Origin of the sequence: Streptomyces sp. NPDC048389, from assembly GCF_040706335.1 — a bacterium.
In the GTDB taxonomy this organism is placed as follows: domain Bacteria; phylum Actinomycetota; class Actinomycetes; order Streptomycetales; family Streptomycetaceae; genus Streptomyces.
Genome location: NZ_JBEZKP010000001.1, coordinates 70,572 through 86,876 on the forward strand (window position 1 = coordinate 70,572; position 16,305 = coordinate 86,876).

The 16,305-nt window shown below is 68.5% G+C and carries 13 protein-coding genes, 2 tRNA genes and 3 pseudogenes; 11 read left to right on the forward strand and 7 right to left on the reverse strand.

Annotated features, from left to right (window positions below):
- Positions 1–9: 9 nt before the first annotated feature.
- A complete protein-coding gene (mgtE, locus tag AB0903_RS00330; RefSeq protein WP_366697406.1) occupies positions 10–1,377 on the reverse strand; it encodes a magnesium transporter in 1,368 nt (455 codons plus the stop codon).
- A gap of 995 nt (positions 1,378–2,372) precedes the next feature.
- On the opposite strand from mgtE, the gene AB0903_RS00335 reads away from it, so the two are divergent.
- From AB0903_RS00335 to AB0903_RS00355, 5 genes are all read left to right on the forward strand, one after another.
- Positions 2,373–3,695, forward strand: coding sequence for an ABC transporter ATP-binding protein (locus AB0903_RS00335; RefSeq protein ID WP_366697408.1), 1,323 nt, complete (start codon positions 2,373–2,375; stop codon positions 3,693–3,695).
- A 74-nt stretch (positions 3,696–3,769) separates the two neighbouring features.
- The gene (locus AB0903_RS00340) at positions 3,770–5,239 is read left to right on the forward strand and encodes an NUDIX domain-containing protein (RefSeq protein ID WP_366697410.1); all 1,470 of its coding nucleotides are present in this window, start codon (positions 3,770–3,772) and stop codon (positions 5,237–5,239) included.
- A gap of 76 nt (positions 5,240–5,315) precedes the next feature.
- Positions 5,316–5,765 (forward strand): hypothetical protein, encoded by a 450-nt coding sequence (locus tag AB0903_RS00345; protein ID WP_366697412.1) that lies wholly within the window; start codon positions 5,316–5,318, stop codon positions 5,763–5,765.
- Positions 5,766–5,809: 44 nt separating this feature from the next.
- The gene (locus tag AB0903_RS00350) at positions 5,810–6,586 is read left to right on the forward strand and encodes a hypothetical protein (RefSeq protein ID WP_366697414.1); all 777 of its coding nucleotides are present in this window, start codon (positions 5,810–5,812) and stop codon (positions 6,584–6,586) included.
- A 66-nt stretch (positions 6,587–6,652) separates the two neighbouring features.
- Positions 6,653–7,833, forward strand: a protein-coding gene (locus AB0903_RS00355; protein ID WP_366697416.1) for an IS3 family transposase whose coding sequence is annotated in 2 segments (ribosomal slippage) — positions 6,653–6,917 and positions 6,917–7,833 — 1,182 coding nt in all. Because the reading frame shifts where the segments join, the coding sequence is not laid out codon by codon here.
- 597 nt (positions 7,834–8,430) lie between these two features.
- Here AB0903_RS00355 and AB0903_RS00360 read toward each other — a convergent pair.
- Together AB0903_RS00360 and AB0903_RS00365 are read right to left on the reverse strand one after the other, a co-directional pair.
- Positions 8,431–8,916 (reverse strand): MarR family winged helix-turn-helix transcriptional regulator, encoded by a 486-nt coding sequence (locus tag AB0903_RS00360; RefSeq protein ID WP_366697418.1) that lies wholly within the window; start codon positions 8,914–8,916, stop codon positions 8,431–8,433.
- Positions 8,917–9,009: 93 nt separating this feature from the next.
- Positions 9,010–9,468: pseudogene (locus AB0903_RS00365) on the reverse strand (IS5 family transposase); the annotation flags it as partial.
- Between the two features lie 10 nt (positions 9,469–9,478).
- Between AB0903_RS00365 and AB0903_RS00370 the strand changes: the two are divergent.
- The 5 genes and pseudogenes from AB0903_RS00370 to AB0903_RS00390 form a co-directional block, all read left to right on the forward strand.
- Positions 9,479–10,198: pseudogene (locus tag AB0903_RS00370) on the forward strand (cell division protein FtsK); the annotation flags it as partial.
- A gap of 233 nt (positions 10,199–10,431) precedes the next feature.
- A complete protein-coding gene (locus AB0903_RS00375) occupies positions 10,432–11,079 on the forward strand; it encodes a transposase (RefSeq protein ID WP_366697419.1) in 648 nt (215 codons plus the stop codon).
- A gap of 150 nt (positions 11,080–11,229) precedes the next feature.
- Positions 11,230–12,716, forward strand: a pseudogene (locus AB0903_RS00380) (replication initiator).
- Positions 12,713–12,895 carry a helix-turn-helix domain-containing protein gene (locus AB0903_RS00385; protein WP_019324615.1) on the forward strand — a complete coding sequence of 61 codons (183 nt, stop codon included), beginning with the start codon at positions 12,713–12,715 and terminating at the stop codon, positions 12,893–12,895. The pseudogene AB0903_RS00380 and the gene AB0903_RS00385 overlap by 4 nt, the downstream one beginning before the upstream one ends.
- Positions 12,895–14,139: a site-specific integrase gene (locus tag AB0903_RS00390; protein ID WP_366697421.1), complete on the forward strand. Its 1,245-nt coding sequence runs from the start codon at positions 12,895–12,897 to the stop codon at positions 14,137–14,139. Before AB0903_RS00385 ends, AB0903_RS00390 begins: the two co-directional genes overlap by 1 nt.
- Positions 14,140–14,256: 117 nt before the next feature.
- On the opposite strand, the gene AB0903_RS00395 is transcribed toward AB0903_RS00390, so the two are convergent.
- The 4 genes from AB0903_RS00395 to AB0903_RS00410 form a co-directional block, all read right to left on the reverse strand.
- Complete coding sequence (locus tag AB0903_RS00395) at positions 14,257–14,433, reverse strand: hypothetical protein (protein WP_366697423.1); 177 nt, start codon at positions 14,431–14,433, stop codon at positions 14,257–14,259.
- Between the two features lie 5 nt (positions 14,434–14,438).
- Positions 14,439–14,678, reverse strand: coding sequence for a DUF2188 domain-containing protein (locus AB0903_RS00400; protein ID WP_366697425.1), 240 nt, complete (start codon positions 14,676–14,678; stop codon positions 14,439–14,441).
- Between the two features lie 514 nt (positions 14,679–15,192).
- Positions 15,193–15,265, reverse strand: a tRNA-Arg gene (locus AB0903_RS00405).
- A 184-nt stretch (positions 15,266–15,449) separates the two neighbouring features.
- Positions 15,450–15,543 (reverse strand) — tRNA-Ser (locus tag AB0903_RS00410).
- A gap of 203 nt (positions 15,544–15,746) precedes the next feature.
- Here AB0903_RS00410 and AB0903_RS00415 point away from each other — a divergent pair.
- Positions 15,747–16,196 carry an SSI family serine proteinase inhibitor gene (locus tag AB0903_RS00415; protein WP_366697427.1) on the forward strand — a complete coding sequence of 150 codons (450 nt, stop codon included), beginning with the start codon at positions 15,747–15,749 and terminating at the stop codon, positions 16,194–16,196.
- Positions 16,197–16,305: the final 109 nt, after the last annotated feature.

Consider the following 16,305-nt stretch of genomic DNA (forward strand, 5'->3'; position numbering starts at 1 on the left):
GGGGTGGGTTCAGACGCCCAGGACGGCTTTCGCGGTGAGGAAGTAGATGATCAGGCCGGTGGCGTCCACGAGGGTGGTGACCATGGGGGCGGAGACGACCGCCGGGTCGATCCGCAGGCGTTTGGCCAGCAGTGGCATGGTGCCGCCGATGGTCGCTGCCCATCCGCAGATGATGACCAGGGTGATGCCGACCACCAGGGCGATCTTCGCGCTGACGACCAGCGTGCCCACCACCAGGCCGAGCAGGGCCAGCAGTGAGCCCAGGACCAGTCCTACCCGGCATTCGCGCCAGATCACCTTCAGCAGGTCCGAGCCGCGGACCTCGCCGACCGCCAGGGCGCGGACGCAGGCGGTGGCGGCCTGGGCGCCTGCGTTGCCGCCCGCGCCGATGAGCATGGGGATGAACAGGGCGAGGGAGGCGACCTGCTCCAAGGTGGCCTCGAACGCCTGGGTCACGCCGACAGTGAGGGTCGCCGCGACCAGCAGCAGGCTGAGCCACAGCGCCCGGTAGCGGGCGAGCTGCCACACGGAGGCGGCCATGTAGTGACCGGCCCACGGAGCGGCGCCGGCCTGGCGGGCGACGTCCTCGGTGTCGGCCGCCTCGATGACCTCCACGGCGTCGTCGATGGTGAACAGCCCGACGAGCCGGTCCTCACTGTCGACGACCGGCAGGTTCAGGTCGTTCGTCTCCCGCATCAGACGGGCCGCGGCCTCGGCCGAGTCGGTGGCGTACGCCGAGGCCGGCTCGGTCACGACAAGTTTGGTGATCATCGTGTCCGGCGCGTTGAGTACCAGCTCGCGCAGTTCCACGATGCCGGTCAGCCGCCTGCCGGAGTCGACCACGGGCAGCGTGTACACCGTCTCCGCGTCCGCCCCCTTCGCCCGTACGGTCCGCAGCGCCTGCTCGACGGTCAGTTCCTGCGGCAGCGCGACCACCTCGGGTGTCATGTAGCGGCCGACGGAGCCCTCCGGGTAGCCGAGCAGCGAGGAGGTCATCTTGCGCTCGTTGGGGCTCAGCCCGCCCAGCACCCGCTTGACGACCTTGGCAGGGGCCTCCCGCAGCATCCTGGCCCGGTCGTCCGGGTCCATACCCTCGATGAGATCCAGGAAGGAGCGGTCCCGCAGCCCTACCAGGATCTGCTGCTGGTCGACCGGCTCCAGCTCCTCGAACACCTCCAGGGCCCGGTCCTTGCCCAGCAGCCGGAACGCCACCCCGGCGTCGACCGCGTCCATACGCGCCAGCTCATCGGCGATCACATGCGGCGGATGCGCCTCCAGCCACTCCTGGGCGGCATCCAGCCGCTGGTCCTTCACGATGTCCCGCAACGACTCGGCCGGCTCCGCGCTCGGCTCCTGGGACAGGTTCGACTGCGGCATGGCAGGTCCTTAGGCACAGCGGTGGGATCAAAACATCGGGCATGAACCGCACGCGAGCACCAACCGATACTCCGCTCCTACAGCAGCGGGACGGCGGCACCACGCGACATGCGGACTAGGAGGCTCGCTGCTCATCGCAGCACCACCCCCGTTCCTCAGATCCACTGCCGGCACCCCACGCCACCTTGAAGACGCGATCGCAGGATACCGGGTGCAGTCCGTCAGGCACGTGGCAGTCCCGGTTGCCTGACCGAGCGCATCGAGCGGTTCGGCGAGTACGGAGGGCTTGTACTCGGCTGCCGCCCGAAGCGCGCGAGGGGAAGCTGGAAGGTGGTCTTCCCGCTCGCCTGTCCACAACCTCCCGGGACAGAACACCTAGCCCGCCCTGCCATCCAGGCGGTCCGGCGAACCGGGCCACCCGCAGCGGAAGACGCGCGGCTCGCCTGCCAGCGGCTTCAGGGCGCCACGGTGAGGTGGGCGGGGCCTCCTGCTGACCTCACGGCCTCAGCGACCGAGCATCGGCGTTTCGGCCACCGTCCCCGAGCCGCGTGTCCTTGCGCGGCAAGGGTCGGTGCACCGCACACCTTCGGAAACCCGCTCAATCACAGGGTGCACAACCCGTCCAAAAGGAACAGGTGCTCGAAATCGTGCGGCGTCGTTGAACACGTCGACGCCACCACCACGTCCACGAAGGGGGAACACATTGACGCTGATCGAACCAGGCAGCGACAAGTCTGCGGACCGCCCGAAGGCCGGAGCCACGGAGAACATCTCGGACGCCGAGCGGGAGCTGTACGGAGGCCGACTGCGCTACGACCAGTCCTACGTGCGCCACGAAGGCCCGCTCACCCGGCTGGGCTTCGGGCACATGGCGGCCGCGCTCCCCCGGATGGTGGGCATGGTGCTGCGCACCGGCTGGCAGGTGGACCGGCGGGCGCTCGCCGGTCTCGTGGCGGCGCAGCTCGGGCAGGGCGTGGCGGCCGGGTGGGGGCTGGGTGGCAGTCAACAGCGTGCTCACGCAGCTGTTCGCCGACGGTCCGACCGCGGACAAGCTCCGCGAGGCGCTGCCGTCGCTGGCGGTGCTCGCGGTCGCGGCGGTGGCCACAGCAGTGCTGTCGGCGTGGTCGACGGCGATGTCGGGCCGGCTGGAGCCACAGGTGGAGCGGGCGGTCTCCGCCCGCTACTACACGGCCGTCACCGGCGTGGAGGTGGAGGCGACCGAGCGGCCGGAGGTCCAGCGGATTCTGGAGGCGGGGAAGTTCGGCACGGACTCGGCCCGCAGCATGCTGCGGCTGTCGGTCGGCGTCGGCAACGTGGTGATCGCCATCCGTACGTCGACGGCACGGCTCACGTCGCTGGTGCAGCAGGTCAACCGCTTGTACGAAGAGTTGCTGTTCCTCACCGACACCGAGGACGCCATCGCGGCGGCGGGCGAGAACGCGATCCCGCTCACCGGCACGCCGCTGCCCGTGCCGGTCCGGGAGGTGCGCACGGAGGCGGTGTCCGTCACCTATCCGGGTGCCGACGGCCCCTCCCTGAAAGGGGTGAGCGTGTGCGTGCCGCGGGGAAAGGTGACGGCCCTGGTGGGTGCGAACGGGTCGGGGAAGACCACGCTGACGAAGGTGCTGGCCGGGCTGCTGCTGCCGACCGAAGGAGACGTGTGGTGGGTGGGTGAGTCGGGCGAGCGAGTCGGGCTGCGTGAGGCGGACCGCGCCCAGGTCTTCGCCGAAGTCGGGTTGTTGGCGCAGGACTTCCCGCGCTGGGAGATGACGGCGGCCGCGAACGTGGCCATCGGTGCCGGCGACCGTCCCCGGGACATGGACCGCGTCCGCAAGGCCGCCGGCGAGGCAAACGTTCTCGAGCTGGTCGAGGGCCTGCCGCATGGCTGGGACTCGATCGTTTTCAAGGGCTACGAGCGCGGTGTCCAGCTCTCGGGAGGCCAGTGGCAGAAGCTGGGGACCGCTCGAACAAGGTACCGGCAGGCGCCGTTCCTGCTGGTCGACGAGCCGACCAGCGCCCTCGACCCCCACGCGGAGATCGCCGCCTTTCAGGGGCTGTGGTCCCTGGCCGAGAAGGGGCACGCGGTCGTCCTCGTCACCCACCGGCTCGCCGCCACCATGCACGCCGACCACATCTACGTCCTCGACCAGGGGCGCGTCGTCGAGGACGGCACCCACGAGGATCTGATGGCTCGCGAGGGCGGCCTGTATCAGGGGATGTTCACCGCCCAGGCCGCCCAGTACGGGCTCGCGCCGGGGACCGACAGGCTTCCCGGCCCCCGTGGTGTCCAGCCGTCCGGCCACGAGGCGGCGAGCTGACCTTCAGCAGCGCGACTTCCACCAGCCCGGCCCCGCAGCACCCCGCCCCCTACGTCGAAGGCGAGACGACGCTCATGCCACCCAGCTCCTCCTCGATCCGCAAGACGGTCGAGGCATACCTCGACCGCCACCCAGGCGAGCGTGACGCCCTGGCCGGACTGCTCGCCGCACTGGACCGTCCCGTCGACGTGACCGCCCGGACGACGCTGCCCGCGCACGTCACGTGCAGCGCCGTCGTGATCGACCGCCGGTGCCGGGTCCTGCACATCCGGCACCGGGCCACCGGTGGCCTCGTGCTCACCCCCGGTGGCCACATCGAGCCCGAGGACCGCACGCTGCTCGCCGCGGCGCTGCGCGAGGTCTCGGAGGAGGCCGGGATCCGGCCCGGGGCCCTGTGCCTGACCCGGCAGACGCTCGGCTCCCCGGTCGACATCGACGTCCACGGCATCGACGCCAGCCCCTCGAAGGGGGAACCGGCTCACGAGCACTACGACTTCCGCTACGTGTTCTACCTCGCCGAGGAGGAGCCGCCGTCCGTCACCTTGCAGGACGCGGAGGTGTCCGGCGCCGAGTGGCTCGCCATGTCGGAGGTCACGTCGCCGGCACTGCGCGAGAAGCTTCTCCAGGCGCGGCTGGACGGCCGGCCGGAGCCGGTGAACGCGTCCGCGCTCACCTACGACGGGGACGGCCGCTACTTGCTCCATCTGCGTGACCACAAGCCCGGTGTCATCTGGCAGTCGGGGGCGTTCGCCCTTCTCGGCGGCGGCCGCACGCACGACGACCAGAGCCTTGAGGGCACGCTGCTGCGAAATCTGTCCGAGGAGGTCCCCGACCTTCGCCTGGAGGGCTTGGAGCCGTACGCCGTGGAGGAGGCCACCAGCGTCGACGGCCTCAGCGTCCCGGTCCAGGTGTTCGCGGGCCGGTGGCGTGGCAACCCCGACCGGCTCCGGCTGCACGAGGGCGTGTTGCTGAGGTGGTTCACTCTGGACGTTCTGGATCGGCTGCGCCTGAGCCCGGCGACGCGAGACCTCATTCGCCGGCACGCGGCCGAGAACGCGTCGGACGGCGGGCCGGCTGTCGTCCCTGCTCCGTGCGCTGGGGGCAGTCGGACCGTGCTGAACGGGGTCGGTGTCCACCTCCACCTGGAGGACGACGAGGGGCGGGTGCTCCTGGGTCTGCGCCATCCCGACTCGGCGTACGCGGGGAACACGTGGCACTACCTGGCCGGCAGGTGCGAGCAGGAGTCTGCGGTCGCGTGCTTGGTGCGGGAGGCGTGGGAGGAAGCGGGGCTGGTCATCGAGCCTGCGGACGTGGATCTCGCGCACGTCGTCCACGTCGTCGACACGCCGGGCGGCCAGCCGTTGATACAGCTCGTGTTCCGTGCCCTCCGCTGGAAGGGAGAGCCGAAGGTCCTCGAGGACGACAAGTGCCTGACCTGGCAGTGGTTTCCGACCCACGAACTCCCGGAGCGGCTCGTCCCCTACACCCGGACGGCTCTGGCCGCCATCGCCGAAGGTCGCCCCTACTCCCAGTTGGGCTGGTGAACGGCGTGAGCACACCTCTCGGGAACGGGCGGCGAGCCCTGTCCGTCCGCAGGCCAGCGCCGTCGGGGGTGCCGGGATGAGTGCCGAGTCCGACGTCATGGTCATGGCCGGGATCCTGGCGCTGCTGTACAGGATCACGCCGACCGACATGAGCGAGGGCCCGGCGGGAACGGCGACCCGTAATTACGTGGCCGAGGACCGCGAGGGCGGGCTGTCGGTGTCCGTGACGGAGTACGTCGCGGGCGCGGAGACGGCCGAGGGCGGGCTGTCCGGCGGCCGGTGGGCGGCGGTGGGCGAGGCGGTGGGCGAGGCGGTGGGCCGTCTGCATCGGGTCCTGGCCTGCCACCCCGTCGGACCGCCGTGCCCGGTGGCATCCCGGCAGGTGTGCGACATCGCGCGGGCCGGGCGGCGGCTGGAGGAACTCCTCGCCCAGTGGGCCGCCGCGCCGCCTGCCCCGGAAGGGTTCGCCGCCTGGTGCGCCCAGACCGCGAAACGGCGGCTTGCGACCACCCACGGTCCGTACTGACCTGGCTTCGGACCAGCTCCGGCCCGAAGATCCTCACCGAGTTCGTGTCCCAGGACACGGAGATCACCCATGCGTCTCTGGACGCTCTGTCCGCGGACTACAACACGACCCATCACTTCCGGAAGCTCTTGGTGGCGACCGGCGTCCTGCCGGAGCGAAACGAGAACCTCGCCCGTCTGGAACTGTGGTCTGCCGATGCTCTGGCACGACTTCCGCAGCATCAGATGAAGATCATCCGCCCCTTCGCCGAGTGGCACATCATCCGCAACGCACGACGCCGGTCAACCCGCGGCCGGTACACCACCAACGCCGCCACCAGCGATCGCAGGGACATCCGCGCCGCGATCGACTTCCTGAACTGGCTCGATGAGAAGCAGCTCGACCTGGCCGCAGCCGGCCAGGAGGACCTGGACATCTGGCTCACCACTCATGCCACACGCCGAAGGTCGATCGGAGCCTTCATCCGATGGGCCAAGGCCCGACGACTCAACAGCACGATGACCCTCACGGCAGAGCGAACCGGTCTCCCAACGCAGTTCATCACCGAAACTGCGCTGAACGAGCAACTAAAACGCTGTCTGAACGACGACCAACTCCCCCTCGACGTTCGCATCGCGGGCGCTTTGATCGGGCTCTACGCCCTGCCCGTCGTCCGCCTGGTCGAACTGACCACTGACAGGTTCGAACGCACTGGAGACGACGCCTACCTCACCATCGAACGCAACCCAGTTCTCCTGCCGCCCAAACTGGCACTGCTCATCGAGCAACAGATCGCACGACCGACGGTCCACTCCATGCTCCGGCCGCCACAGGACGGCTGAGGGGCCCCGAAGATCCCGGACAGGGACCCAATAGGGTTGTCCTGTAAGGAATCGAGGGAAGAAACAGTGGCGCCACCGAGCAAGTACTCGCCGGAGTTCCGCGACGAAGCCGTCCAGATTGCGCTCCGGTCCAGCAAGACCATCTCCGAGACAGCTCGCGAACTTGAGCTCAACCCGGAGACACTCCGAGGCTGGGTGAAGAAGTACCAGAAGCAGCACGAGCCGCCCGCCGATGCGGATCTCTCGGTGAGTGAACGCGCCAGACTGAAAGAGCTCGAGCGCCGCAACCGTGAACTGGAGATGGAGAACGCTTTCCTGAAAAAAGCCGCGGCGTACTTCGCGAAGGATCCCCGGTAGCGAGCAAGTACGAGTTCATCGATGAGATGCGGATCGACACGGCGGAGTACGCGTACAGCGTCGAGTTCATGTGCATCCGGCTCGGCGTTTCCAAATCCGGCTACTACAACTGGAGAAGCCGTCCGGAATCCGCGACGGTCCAGCGGCGCGAGGAACTGAAGCTGCTCATCCAGAAGGCATTCCAGAACTCCGACAGCACCTACGGCTACCGGCGCATCCACGCCCAGCTGCACCGCTGGGACATCGCCGCAGGCTTGGAGCTGGTCCGCCGACTCATGCGCGAGCTGGGCCTCGAGCCCTGCCAGCCGAAGCCGAAACGCTTCGGCCTCACCCGGCATGCACCCGGCCCCCTGCCCGACCTCGTCGGCCGGAACTTCACCGCTGACGCGCCGGGAGAAAAACTCGTCGGCGACATCACCTATATACCGACTGGAGAGGGGTGGCTGTATCTGGCGACCGTCATCGACTGCTGCACGAAGGAAATCATCGGATACGCAATGGACGACCACTATCAAACCCCTCTCATATCCCGGGCCATCCGGAACGCGGCACGGAACAGGAAGCTCGCGAAGGGTGCGATATTCCACTCCGATAGCGGAAGTAACTACATGTCGGCCGAGTTCGGGAAGGAGCTCAAGGGACTCGGGCTCCGTCAATCTGCCGGCCGCACCGGAATCTGTTTTGACAACGCCATGGCCGAATCGTTCTTCAGCGTCCTGAAGAACGAACGCGTGTCACGGGTGACTTACCTGACCCGTGAGGCCGCTCGCCAGGACATCACCCGCTACATCGAATTCTGGTACAATCGCAAGCGCCTTCACTCGGCGGTGGGTTACCGCCCACCGCGCGAAGTCCACGTCGAGTACCAGAAGTTGCGTATCGCCGCGTGAAATCAGCGGTCAGACGACTGTCCGGAAAACGCGGGGCCCCTCACTCCCCAGGTAAGAACGATCACTGTCCCTGGATCCCCGCCGCGTTTACGCACTGGCCTTCTTGGTGGAGACGGGCTTCACCTTCCGTTGCAGGCTCACCCGGCCAGCACGCCTCATACACGGTTCGTGTTCCTCGGTACCCAGGTCTCGCCTCGGGCTTCCTCCAGACCCCACCTCACGATGACGCCCTTGCCTCCGGCTCGGGGTTAGCACCACCTCTTCCCCCAGGGGACTTCCACCCCCAAGCAATCGCCCATGCTGGGCGCACAACGCGAGAGGCCCCGGACTTTCGTCCGGGGCCTCTGGCCTGTGTGCACTCGGCAGGATTCGAACCTGCAACCTTCTGATCCGTAGGATCGGGCAGCCTACGAGACGGGGGCTCCCTCATCCTCTTGGCTGTTCGCTGGTGACTGTGATCAACGGTGCGTGAGTGCCGTCGTTGCCGTCACAGTTGCCGTCAGCTCCGGCTAGGGCCTGTCCGGCGGATCATGCTGGACAGGCACCGGTCCGGGGAGCCGGGCGGCGCGAGCGGTGAACCGGGGCCGCCCGCCCGGATCAGTGGTGCCACGCGTCACCTTTCACGTTGTGGATCATGCGCTGGAGGACCTTGAGGGTGCGGGCGTACTCTTCGTCCGGAATGCCCTCGTGTACCTGGCGGCGCAGCTCCGACTGCCGCGCCGCCGCACGGGAGTACAGCTCCGCGCCCGACTCGGTCCGCAGCAGGTGCCCGTCCTCGTTCTGGGAGACCAGGCCCCGGGCGACGAGGCTGTCGATGTCGCCGGGCAGGTCATCGTCGGGGCCCGGGTAGTAGCTGAGGAATTCGGTCAGTTCCGCGCGGCCCCAGCCCTTCGGGCGCTCGCTGAGGTGGTGCAGGACCCACCAGGCGGGCTGGGTCAGGCCGAGGACGCCGAGCGCGGTCCGGATGTTCTGGACGACGGCCTGGCCGGCCGCGTTGGCCCAGTATCCGATGGGCTGGGCGATGAGGCCGGCGTCGTCGTGGGAGGGGGCGAAGGGGGCTGAGGTACTGCTCGAAGTGGTCATGGGAAGAACGTAGAAACTCAACTTGACTTGAGGTCAAGCGCCTTGGGGTAACGAGTCGGGCCGGACGGCCGACGGGCGGACTTGTCCGGTCGCTCATGTTCGGAGCCAGATAGTGAGGGCTGCGGCTGTTGCGGTGCCGAGGAAGACGTATCCGCGCTTGTCGTATCTGGTCGCGCCGGCTCGGTGTTGTTTGAGCCGGTTGATCGCTCGTTCGACGGTGTTGCGTTTCTTGTAGCGCTCTTCGTCGAAGCCGGGTGGCCGTCCGCCGCGTGAACCTTTGCGCAGGCGGGCGGCCTGGCTGTCGGTCTTCTCCGGGATGGTGTGCCGGATGCCGCGTCGTCGCAGGTACTCGCGGCAAGGCCCGTTGCTGTATGCCTTGTCCGCCGCGACGCTGTCGGGCTTCTTGCGGGGCCGGCCCGGGCCACGCCTGAGGACGCGGATCTTCTCCAGCACGGGCTCGAACTGCGTGCAGTCCGCGCGCTGCCCCGGTGTGACGATCAGAGACAACGGGCGGCAACGGCCGTCCGCGCTCAAGTGCAGCTTGGTGGTCACCCGCCGCGCAGAGGGCGACTACGCCGACCTCGTGCAGCGGGCGTTCGAGTTCTGCGGGGACGACCTGGAAGAGGCGAACGAGAAGCTGAAGGAACTGGTGCAGCTGCGCCGCGCCCGTTCCGCGTCCATCCGCCGCGTGCTGGGCGTGAAGAACTTGTGGCACGTCGGACCCTCGGAGGACTGGCCGCTGATCGTCATCGTCATCGACGAGGCCCACACCTACTTCCGCGACTACAAGGGCTCTGACCCCGCCACCAAGAAGCTGGCCGCGCTCGCGGCGGAGAACGCCCGCCTCGTGGAGGACCTGGTGAAGAAGGGCCGCTCGGTCGGCTTCCTGACCTTCCTGACCACGCAGAAGACCACCGGAGACGCGATCCCCACCTTTATCCGCGACGTGTGCCCGATCGGACTGTCCTTCGCGCAGAAGACCGCCGACGCCGCCGTGGCCGCGCTCGGTGACGACATCCGCGAGTGGCCCGACGCCAGCCCGGTCAACCTCCAGGACCCCGCCTACGTCGGCGTGGCGGTCATGTCCCAGCACGGCCGTCCCGGCTTCGTCCGCATCCGCACCCCCTACGTCGCCGACCAGGACGCCGCCCGCGTCGCCGAGCAGACCGCCCACCTCGTGCGCCACCCGGCCCAGCTCCTGGAGGACCTGACCGGACGAACCGTCGTCGACCTCACCAAGACCGACCCGGACGACGACGGCTCCATGCCGCTCGCCGCCTGACAGTGAGGATGTACGTGAGCGTTCCCCGGCGGGGTCTGACCCACCGCCTGACTGACTCAGGGTCCTCAACGGGATTTGTCGGCTCTGCCCGGGGGGCGCTCGCGTGCATCCGCCGGACCGGGGGACGTGACTTCATAAGAGCCTGGCCAGAGGCCCCATCACTGTCTTGTCCGTCCTCCCGGCCGACGGGTGCCATCCCGCCCGGTCGAATGGAGAGGACGGCACGATCCACGATGGCACAGCATGAGGTCGAGGTCACCGGCGGCGTCGACACCCACAAGGATACCCACACCGCAGCCGCGATCGACTCGGCGGGGCGGGTCCTGGGTTCAGCCCAGTTCCCCGCCTCCGCGCTCGGCTACCGCAAGCTCCTGACCTGGCTCCGCTCCTTCGGCACCCTGGTGCTGGCCGGGGTCGAGGGGACCGGAGCCTACGGCGCCGGTCTGTCCCGCTACCTTCGTGAACACGACGTGACGGTGGTCGAGATCGACCGTCCGGACCGCAAGACCCGCCGCTGGCAGGGCAAGTCCGACCCGGTCGACGCCGAGGCAGCGGCCCGGGCCGCCCTCGCCGAACGCCGCACAGGCACGCCGAAGTTCCGTGACGGCCGAGTCGAGGCTCTTCGAGCCCTGCGAGTCGCCCGTCGCAGCGCGGTCCAGCAACGGGCCGACGTCACCAGACAGATCAAGACCCTGATCATCACCGCACCGGAAGGCGTCCGCACCATGCTGCGACACCTGAAGGACAAGGACCTGCTGACCATCTGCGCGGGATTTCGCCCCAGCCTCGACCAGGCGGGTGACCCCATCGCCGCGGCCCAGCTCAAGAGGCGACTCGGCATCGGCCTGCCCATGGCCACCGCCCTCCACGCCACCCTGTAGCGCCGCACCCTCCGCCGGCCTTCCCGGCACCGCCCGCCTTCGCCCGCCCCTGGGCCAGTCGACCCGTCATGCCTGCGGGCAGCAGCCCGAGCGCTGATCGCTGCTGCCCGCAGGTCCCACCCTCACGCCAGAAGGGAGACCCCGCCACTCATGCGCCGCCCCCTCGACCTGCACCACATCATCAGCCCCGGCCTGCGGGACCTGATCGAGCTGGCCAACACCCACGACTCGACCGCGTACAGCAGCAGATCCGCGACCTGCGTGGCTGCACAAGCCCCATCAACCTCCACGGCTTCACCGTCACGACCGACGCGGCCACCAAGGAAGTGGTCCGCTCCTACAGCTCCGAAGACGAACCCTCCGGGCGCCTGCTCACCACCTGCGGCAACCGCCGCGCCTCGCGCTGCCCCGCCTGCTCCCGCGTCTACGCCGCCGACACCTATCACCTGATCAAGGCCGGACTGTCCGGCGGCAAGAACGTCGCCGGAACTGTCCGCGACCACCCCCGCGCCTTCGTCACCCTCACCGCCCCCTCCTTCGGCCCCGTCCACAACCGCCCCACCACCAACGCGGGCAAGCCCCGCCCCTGCGCCTGCGGCGACACCCATGCCGAAGACGCCCCCGAACTCGGCACCCCACTGAACCCGGCCACCTACGACTACTCCGGCGCCGTGCTGTGGAACGCCCACGCCGGACAGCTCTGGGCACGCTTCACCACCTACCTCCGCCGCGCCCTGGCCGAACACCTCGGCATGACGCAGAAGGCCCTGAACTCGGCCCTGCGGGTCTCCTTCGCCAAGGTCGCCGAGTACCAGAAGCGCGGCCTGGTCCACTTCCACGCCGTCATCCGCTTCGACGGCCCCGACGGTCACACCAGCCCGCCCCCGCCCTGGGCCACCTTCGACGCCCTGAGCGCCGCCGTGGGTCTGGCCGTCGAGCGTGCCCGGCTCACCGTCGAGTCCGACGCCATCGGCGAACGCGTCATCGCCTGGGGCGGCCGGTACAAGGTCGACCCCATCACCGCCCTGGGCGACGGCGAACTCACGGACGCTCGCGTTGCCGAGTACACCGACGCCAAGGTCGCCGGATACGTCGCCAAGTACGCCACCAAGGACGCCGAAGGCACCGGCACCGTAGACCGCACCCTCATGTGCCGCCCCTGCGCCGGACGCGGCTACGTACGCGGCCCCGACGGCTTCCACGACGTGTGCGCCGACTGCGACGGCGCCGGACAGGCCGAACCCATCAAGGCCCTGCCCATCCAGCAGCACGTACGGCAGATGATCCGCACCGCCTGGGCGCTGGGCCACCTGCCGGAGTTCGCCCACCTCAAGCTCTGGAAGTGGGCCCACATGCTCGGCTTCCGCGGCCACTTCTCCACCAAGTCCCGCGCCTACTCCACCACCCTCGGCGCCCTCCGCAACGTACGCCGCGCCTGGCGCCTCGCCCAGACCGAAGCCGCCCGCACCCGCGCCGGCCTCCCCGCCACCGACGAAAGCACCACCCTCGTCACCACCTCCTCCTGGACCTACCTCAGCAGCGGCTACCGCCCTGGTGAAGAACTCCTCGCCGCCCAGGTCCGCCACGACATAGCCCACATCTCACGCCTCAAGCACGAAGGGTTGGTGCCTGCATGACGACCGCCGTGCTCACGGTGGACCAGGTCGCCGAGCGTCTCGGTATCAGCCGCTGGAAGGTCCACGACCTGATCCGCTCGCGCGAACTCGCCTCTTTCAAGATCGGCCGCTGTCGCCGCATCAGCGAAGCCGCGCTGGACGCCTACGTATCCCTCCGCACCGAACAGGAAGCCGCCTGATGGCCAAGCCGAAGAAGAACGCCAACAACGAGGGCACCATCTACCAGCGTAAGGACGGCCGTTGGGAGGGCAGCGCGTACGTCCTGACGACGGACGGCACGTACAGGCGGCGCAGCGTCTACGGCAAGAACTGGGACGAGGCGCACGAGAAGCTGACCAAACTCAAGGCCGACTCGCTCAGCGGCCTTCCGGTGGCCACCAGCAAGATGACGATCACCGAGTACCTGGCGTACTGGCTGGCGAACGTCGCCAAGACCAAGGTCCGTCCGACGACCTACGTCGACTACGAATCCCTCGTCCGGAACTACGTCACCCCGGAGTTCGGCAAGAAGAAGCTGGTCCGGCTCGCCGCCCGTGACATCCGGGCCTTCCTCATGAAGACGGCGGCCACCTGCCAGTGCTGCGCGCAGGGGAAGGACAAGAAGCGGCCGGAGCACAAGCGGCGCTGCTGCGCGCTCGGCAAGTGCTGCAAGAGGCTCCCTTCGGACCGGACCGTCCGCTTCCTGCTTGTGATCCTTCGTGCCGCTCTCCAGCACGCCGTGCGGGAGGATGAGCTGCCCCGCAACGTGGCCCGGAACGTGGAGCTGAGCATGGGCACCAAGCGCGAGATCGAACCGCTCACCGCTGCGGAAGGGCATCAGCTCCTGGCGGCGGCACGGGACAACCGACTGTGGGCCGCGTACGAGATGGCGGTCCGCATCGGCCTCCGGCGGGGTGAGTTGCTGGGGCTGCGCTGGTCGGACGTGGATCTCCACGAGGAGGTTCTCACCGTCCGGCAGGCTCTTCAGCGCGTGGGCGGCGAGCTGCTGATCGTCGCTCCGAAGACTCAGCGCTCGGCCCGTCGCGTTGCCCTGCCGGCCGAATGCGTGACCGCTCTCCGTGCCCAGCGCGCCCAGCAGATCGCCGACCAGAAAGCCGCGAGCACCAACTGGAAGGGGACGGGGCAGGGCCTCGTCTTCACGACGAAGAACGGAACTCCCATCGAGCCCCGCAACCTGAACCGGTCCTTCGAGGCCCTGTCCGCCCGCGTCGGCGTGCGCAAGGTCCGCTTCCACGACCTGCGCCACACGTGCGCGTCCCTGCTCCACGAACAGGGCGCCGACGCCCGCATGATCATGGAGGTCCTGGGCCACAGCTCGATCCGCGTGACCATGGGCATCTACACCTTCGTGCGGCTGGACTCCCAGCGCTCCGCCTTCGACCGCGTCGGCCAAGCCCTACGGAGGGACGACGACATGAAGTGAGCGAGTAGGTAGAGGCGAAACCGAGGCCCTGACTGGAACCCACTGTGGTTTTGCACATCCCGAGACGGAGCCCTCACCGCGTTGGCGAGGGCTCCGTCTCAGCACGGCCTACCTGAGTCAGCCGCTGATCAGGTCAATCGTCTCCACCCGAGCGGACCGGATTCTGAGCGTCACGACGATGTCACCGTCGCCATCGACCGTGTAGAAGTCGATGAAGTCGCCAACGGTCTTGAAGCCGGCGGCTTCAACCTCACGCTGTTCGCTGAAGTCCTTGTTGATCACGTACTTGCCCATCGCGATCAGCCCTTCGACTTCTTCGGGTCACTCCCCGGCGGAACGGTGTTCTGCTCCCGCACCTGGCCGTTCTTGCCGCGAACGCGAAGCTCTCCGCCACCGTCGTTGGCCAGGATCTCTTTGGCACGAGCGACTGCCTCTGCCTGAGTCGGCAGGACCGCACTGGCCTTCTCGGCTCCGGGCTTCGTCACCGCCCAGCCATCGTCGCGCTTGGACACATCCCGGGTGTTGGGTCGATCTGCCATGGCACATCCGTTTCCGGAGCCGGACGCGCCGAGCTGCCCATCTTGGAGGAACCAAGAGAGGGCGATAAGGTCCCAAGGCGCGACCAACGCATCAGGCCCCATTGCCGTGCGCCCAACCCCAAGTTGGGCCCCGGTCGGGGCCTGTTTTGGTTTGGCGGATCAAGTGAAGCACCCCGGATGACCCGCCAGCAAGCAAGACACCCCAACATGCGCCATGGAGTACGTCAGAGCACCACAACATCTTGTGTTTTCGGCAGAGCCCAACACCAGAGTACCGACACCCACCGACAACCCGGATGGCCCAGCAGGGCCGCCCCGGACTCAACAAAGCCGGGTCCTTGCCGATCAAGGGCGCCGTAAACGAGGGGAGGGGAGTCTCACCTGACGCCGGCAGGCGGATCACCCCTCACTCCGCGAGGGGGCCGGCGCGATCGGAACGGTTGCCGTCAACCACCGCCGTCACGGCATACGACAGAGGCCCTCAGGATTTCTCCTGAGGGCCTCTGGCCTGTTGTGCACTCGGCAGGATTCGAACCTGCAACCTTCTGATCCGTAGTCAGATGCTCTATCCGTTAAGCTACGAGTGCTTGTTACCGGCGGGCTTTTCTGCCCGGTCGGCGTTGCGGGAACAACATTACATGACCTGCGCCGCGACGCGAAATCCATTAGCCACACCCTGCCTGACCTGCGCAAATACCCGAACGGGTGTATCTGCGCGGCCCTGGGAACGACCGAAGCCCCGGCCTGGTGGCCGGGGCTTCGGTGATCAGCTGGCGGAGGCGGAGGGATTTGAACCCTCGATGGGCTTTAAGACCCAAACCGCATTAGCAGTGCGGCGCCATAGACCGGACTAGGCGACGCCTCCAGCACACCCGCGTGTGCGGGTGGTGCGTGCAGATGATGACACAGCCCAGTGGCGTGTCACCAATCGCCGTCCACGGTACTAGGCACCGGGCCCGCAGAGCAAAAAGCATCTGCGGTTGCGCAACGCCGGGACGTGAGCAGCGTTAGACATGCCGGGGGCCAGTCCCGGCCCCCGGCCGGAGCCGTGACCTTCCAGGAGACCCCATGCTGCGCCGCCTCGTCCTCACCGCAACCGCGTCCGCCGCCGCGCTGGCGGCGGCCGTGCCCGCAAGTGCCGCCGCCTCTCCGCTGCCCCTGCCCCTGCCCCTGCCGCTGCTGGAGAGACCCGATCGGCTGACCGTGATCGTCTCCGAGACGGGCAATGCCCGGACGGACGGCACGTACGAGCTCGAATGCGGGCCCGTCGGCGGGACGCACCCGGCGGCCGAGTCGGCCTGCAGCCGCCTCGAGGAGCTCTCCCGGGAGCAGCAGGACCCCTTCGCCCCCGTGCCGACGGGCCGGATGTGCACCCAGCAGTTCGGTGGCCCGGCGACCGCCCGGATCACCGGGACCTGGCAGGGACGGCACGTCGACGCCACCTTCAAGCGGAGCAATGGTTGCGAGATCTCACGCTGGCAGAACCTCCAGCCGGTGCTGCCGGACACCAGGTCATAGACCGGCGGCGCGGGCCGTGCACACACCACCTGGGCGAGAGCTCCGCCTCCTCCGCCGTCCCGGCCGCTGCCGCTGCCCTTAGACTCCCTTCAGTGACAGGCCGGGGCTC

What these genes read in the sequence shown, in the direction of transcription:
- AB0903_RS00385 (WP_019324615.1), top strand. Translation starts at nt 12,713, where the DNA reads ATGACGACCGCCGTGCTCACGGTGGACCAGGTCGCCGAGCGTCTCGGT.
- AB0903_RS00400 (WP_366697425.1), bottom strand. Translation starts at nt 14,678, where the DNA reads ATGGCAGATCGACCCAACACCCGGGATGTGTCCAAGCGCGACGATGGC.
- AB0903_RS00360 (WP_366697418.1), bottom strand. Translation starts at nt 8,916, where the DNA reads ATGACCACTTCGAGCAGTACCTCAGCCCCCTTCGCCCCCTCCCACGAC.
- AB0903_RS00375 (WP_366697419.1), top strand. Translation starts at nt 10,432, where the DNA reads ATGGCACAGCATGAGGTCGAGGTCACCGGCGGCGTCGACACCCACAAG.
- AB0903_RS00390 (WP_366697421.1), top strand. Translation starts at nt 12,895, where the DNA reads ATGGCCAAGCCGAAGAAGAACGCCAACAACGAGGGCACCATCTACCAG.
- AB0903_RS00345 (WP_366697412.1), top strand. Translation starts at nt 5,316, where the DNA reads ATGAGTGCCGAGTCCGACGTCATGGTCATGGCCGGGATCCTGGCGCTG.
- AB0903_RS00340 (WP_366697410.1), top strand. Translation starts at nt 3,770, where the DNA reads ATGCCACCCAGCTCCTCCTCGATCCGCAAGACGGTCGAGGCATACCTC.
- AB0903_RS00415 (WP_366697427.1), top strand. Translation starts at nt 15,747, where the DNA reads ATGCTGCGCCGCCTCGTCCTCACCGCAACCGCGTCCGCCGCCGCGCTG.
- AB0903_RS00395 (WP_366697423.1), bottom strand. Translation starts at nt 14,433, where the DNA reads ATGGGCAAGTACGTGATCAACAAGGACTTCAGCGAACAGCGTGAGGTT.
- mgtE (WP_366697406.1), bottom strand. Translation starts at nt 1,377, where the DNA reads ATGCCGCAGTCGAACCTGTCCCAGGAGCCGAGCGCGGAGCCGGCCGAG.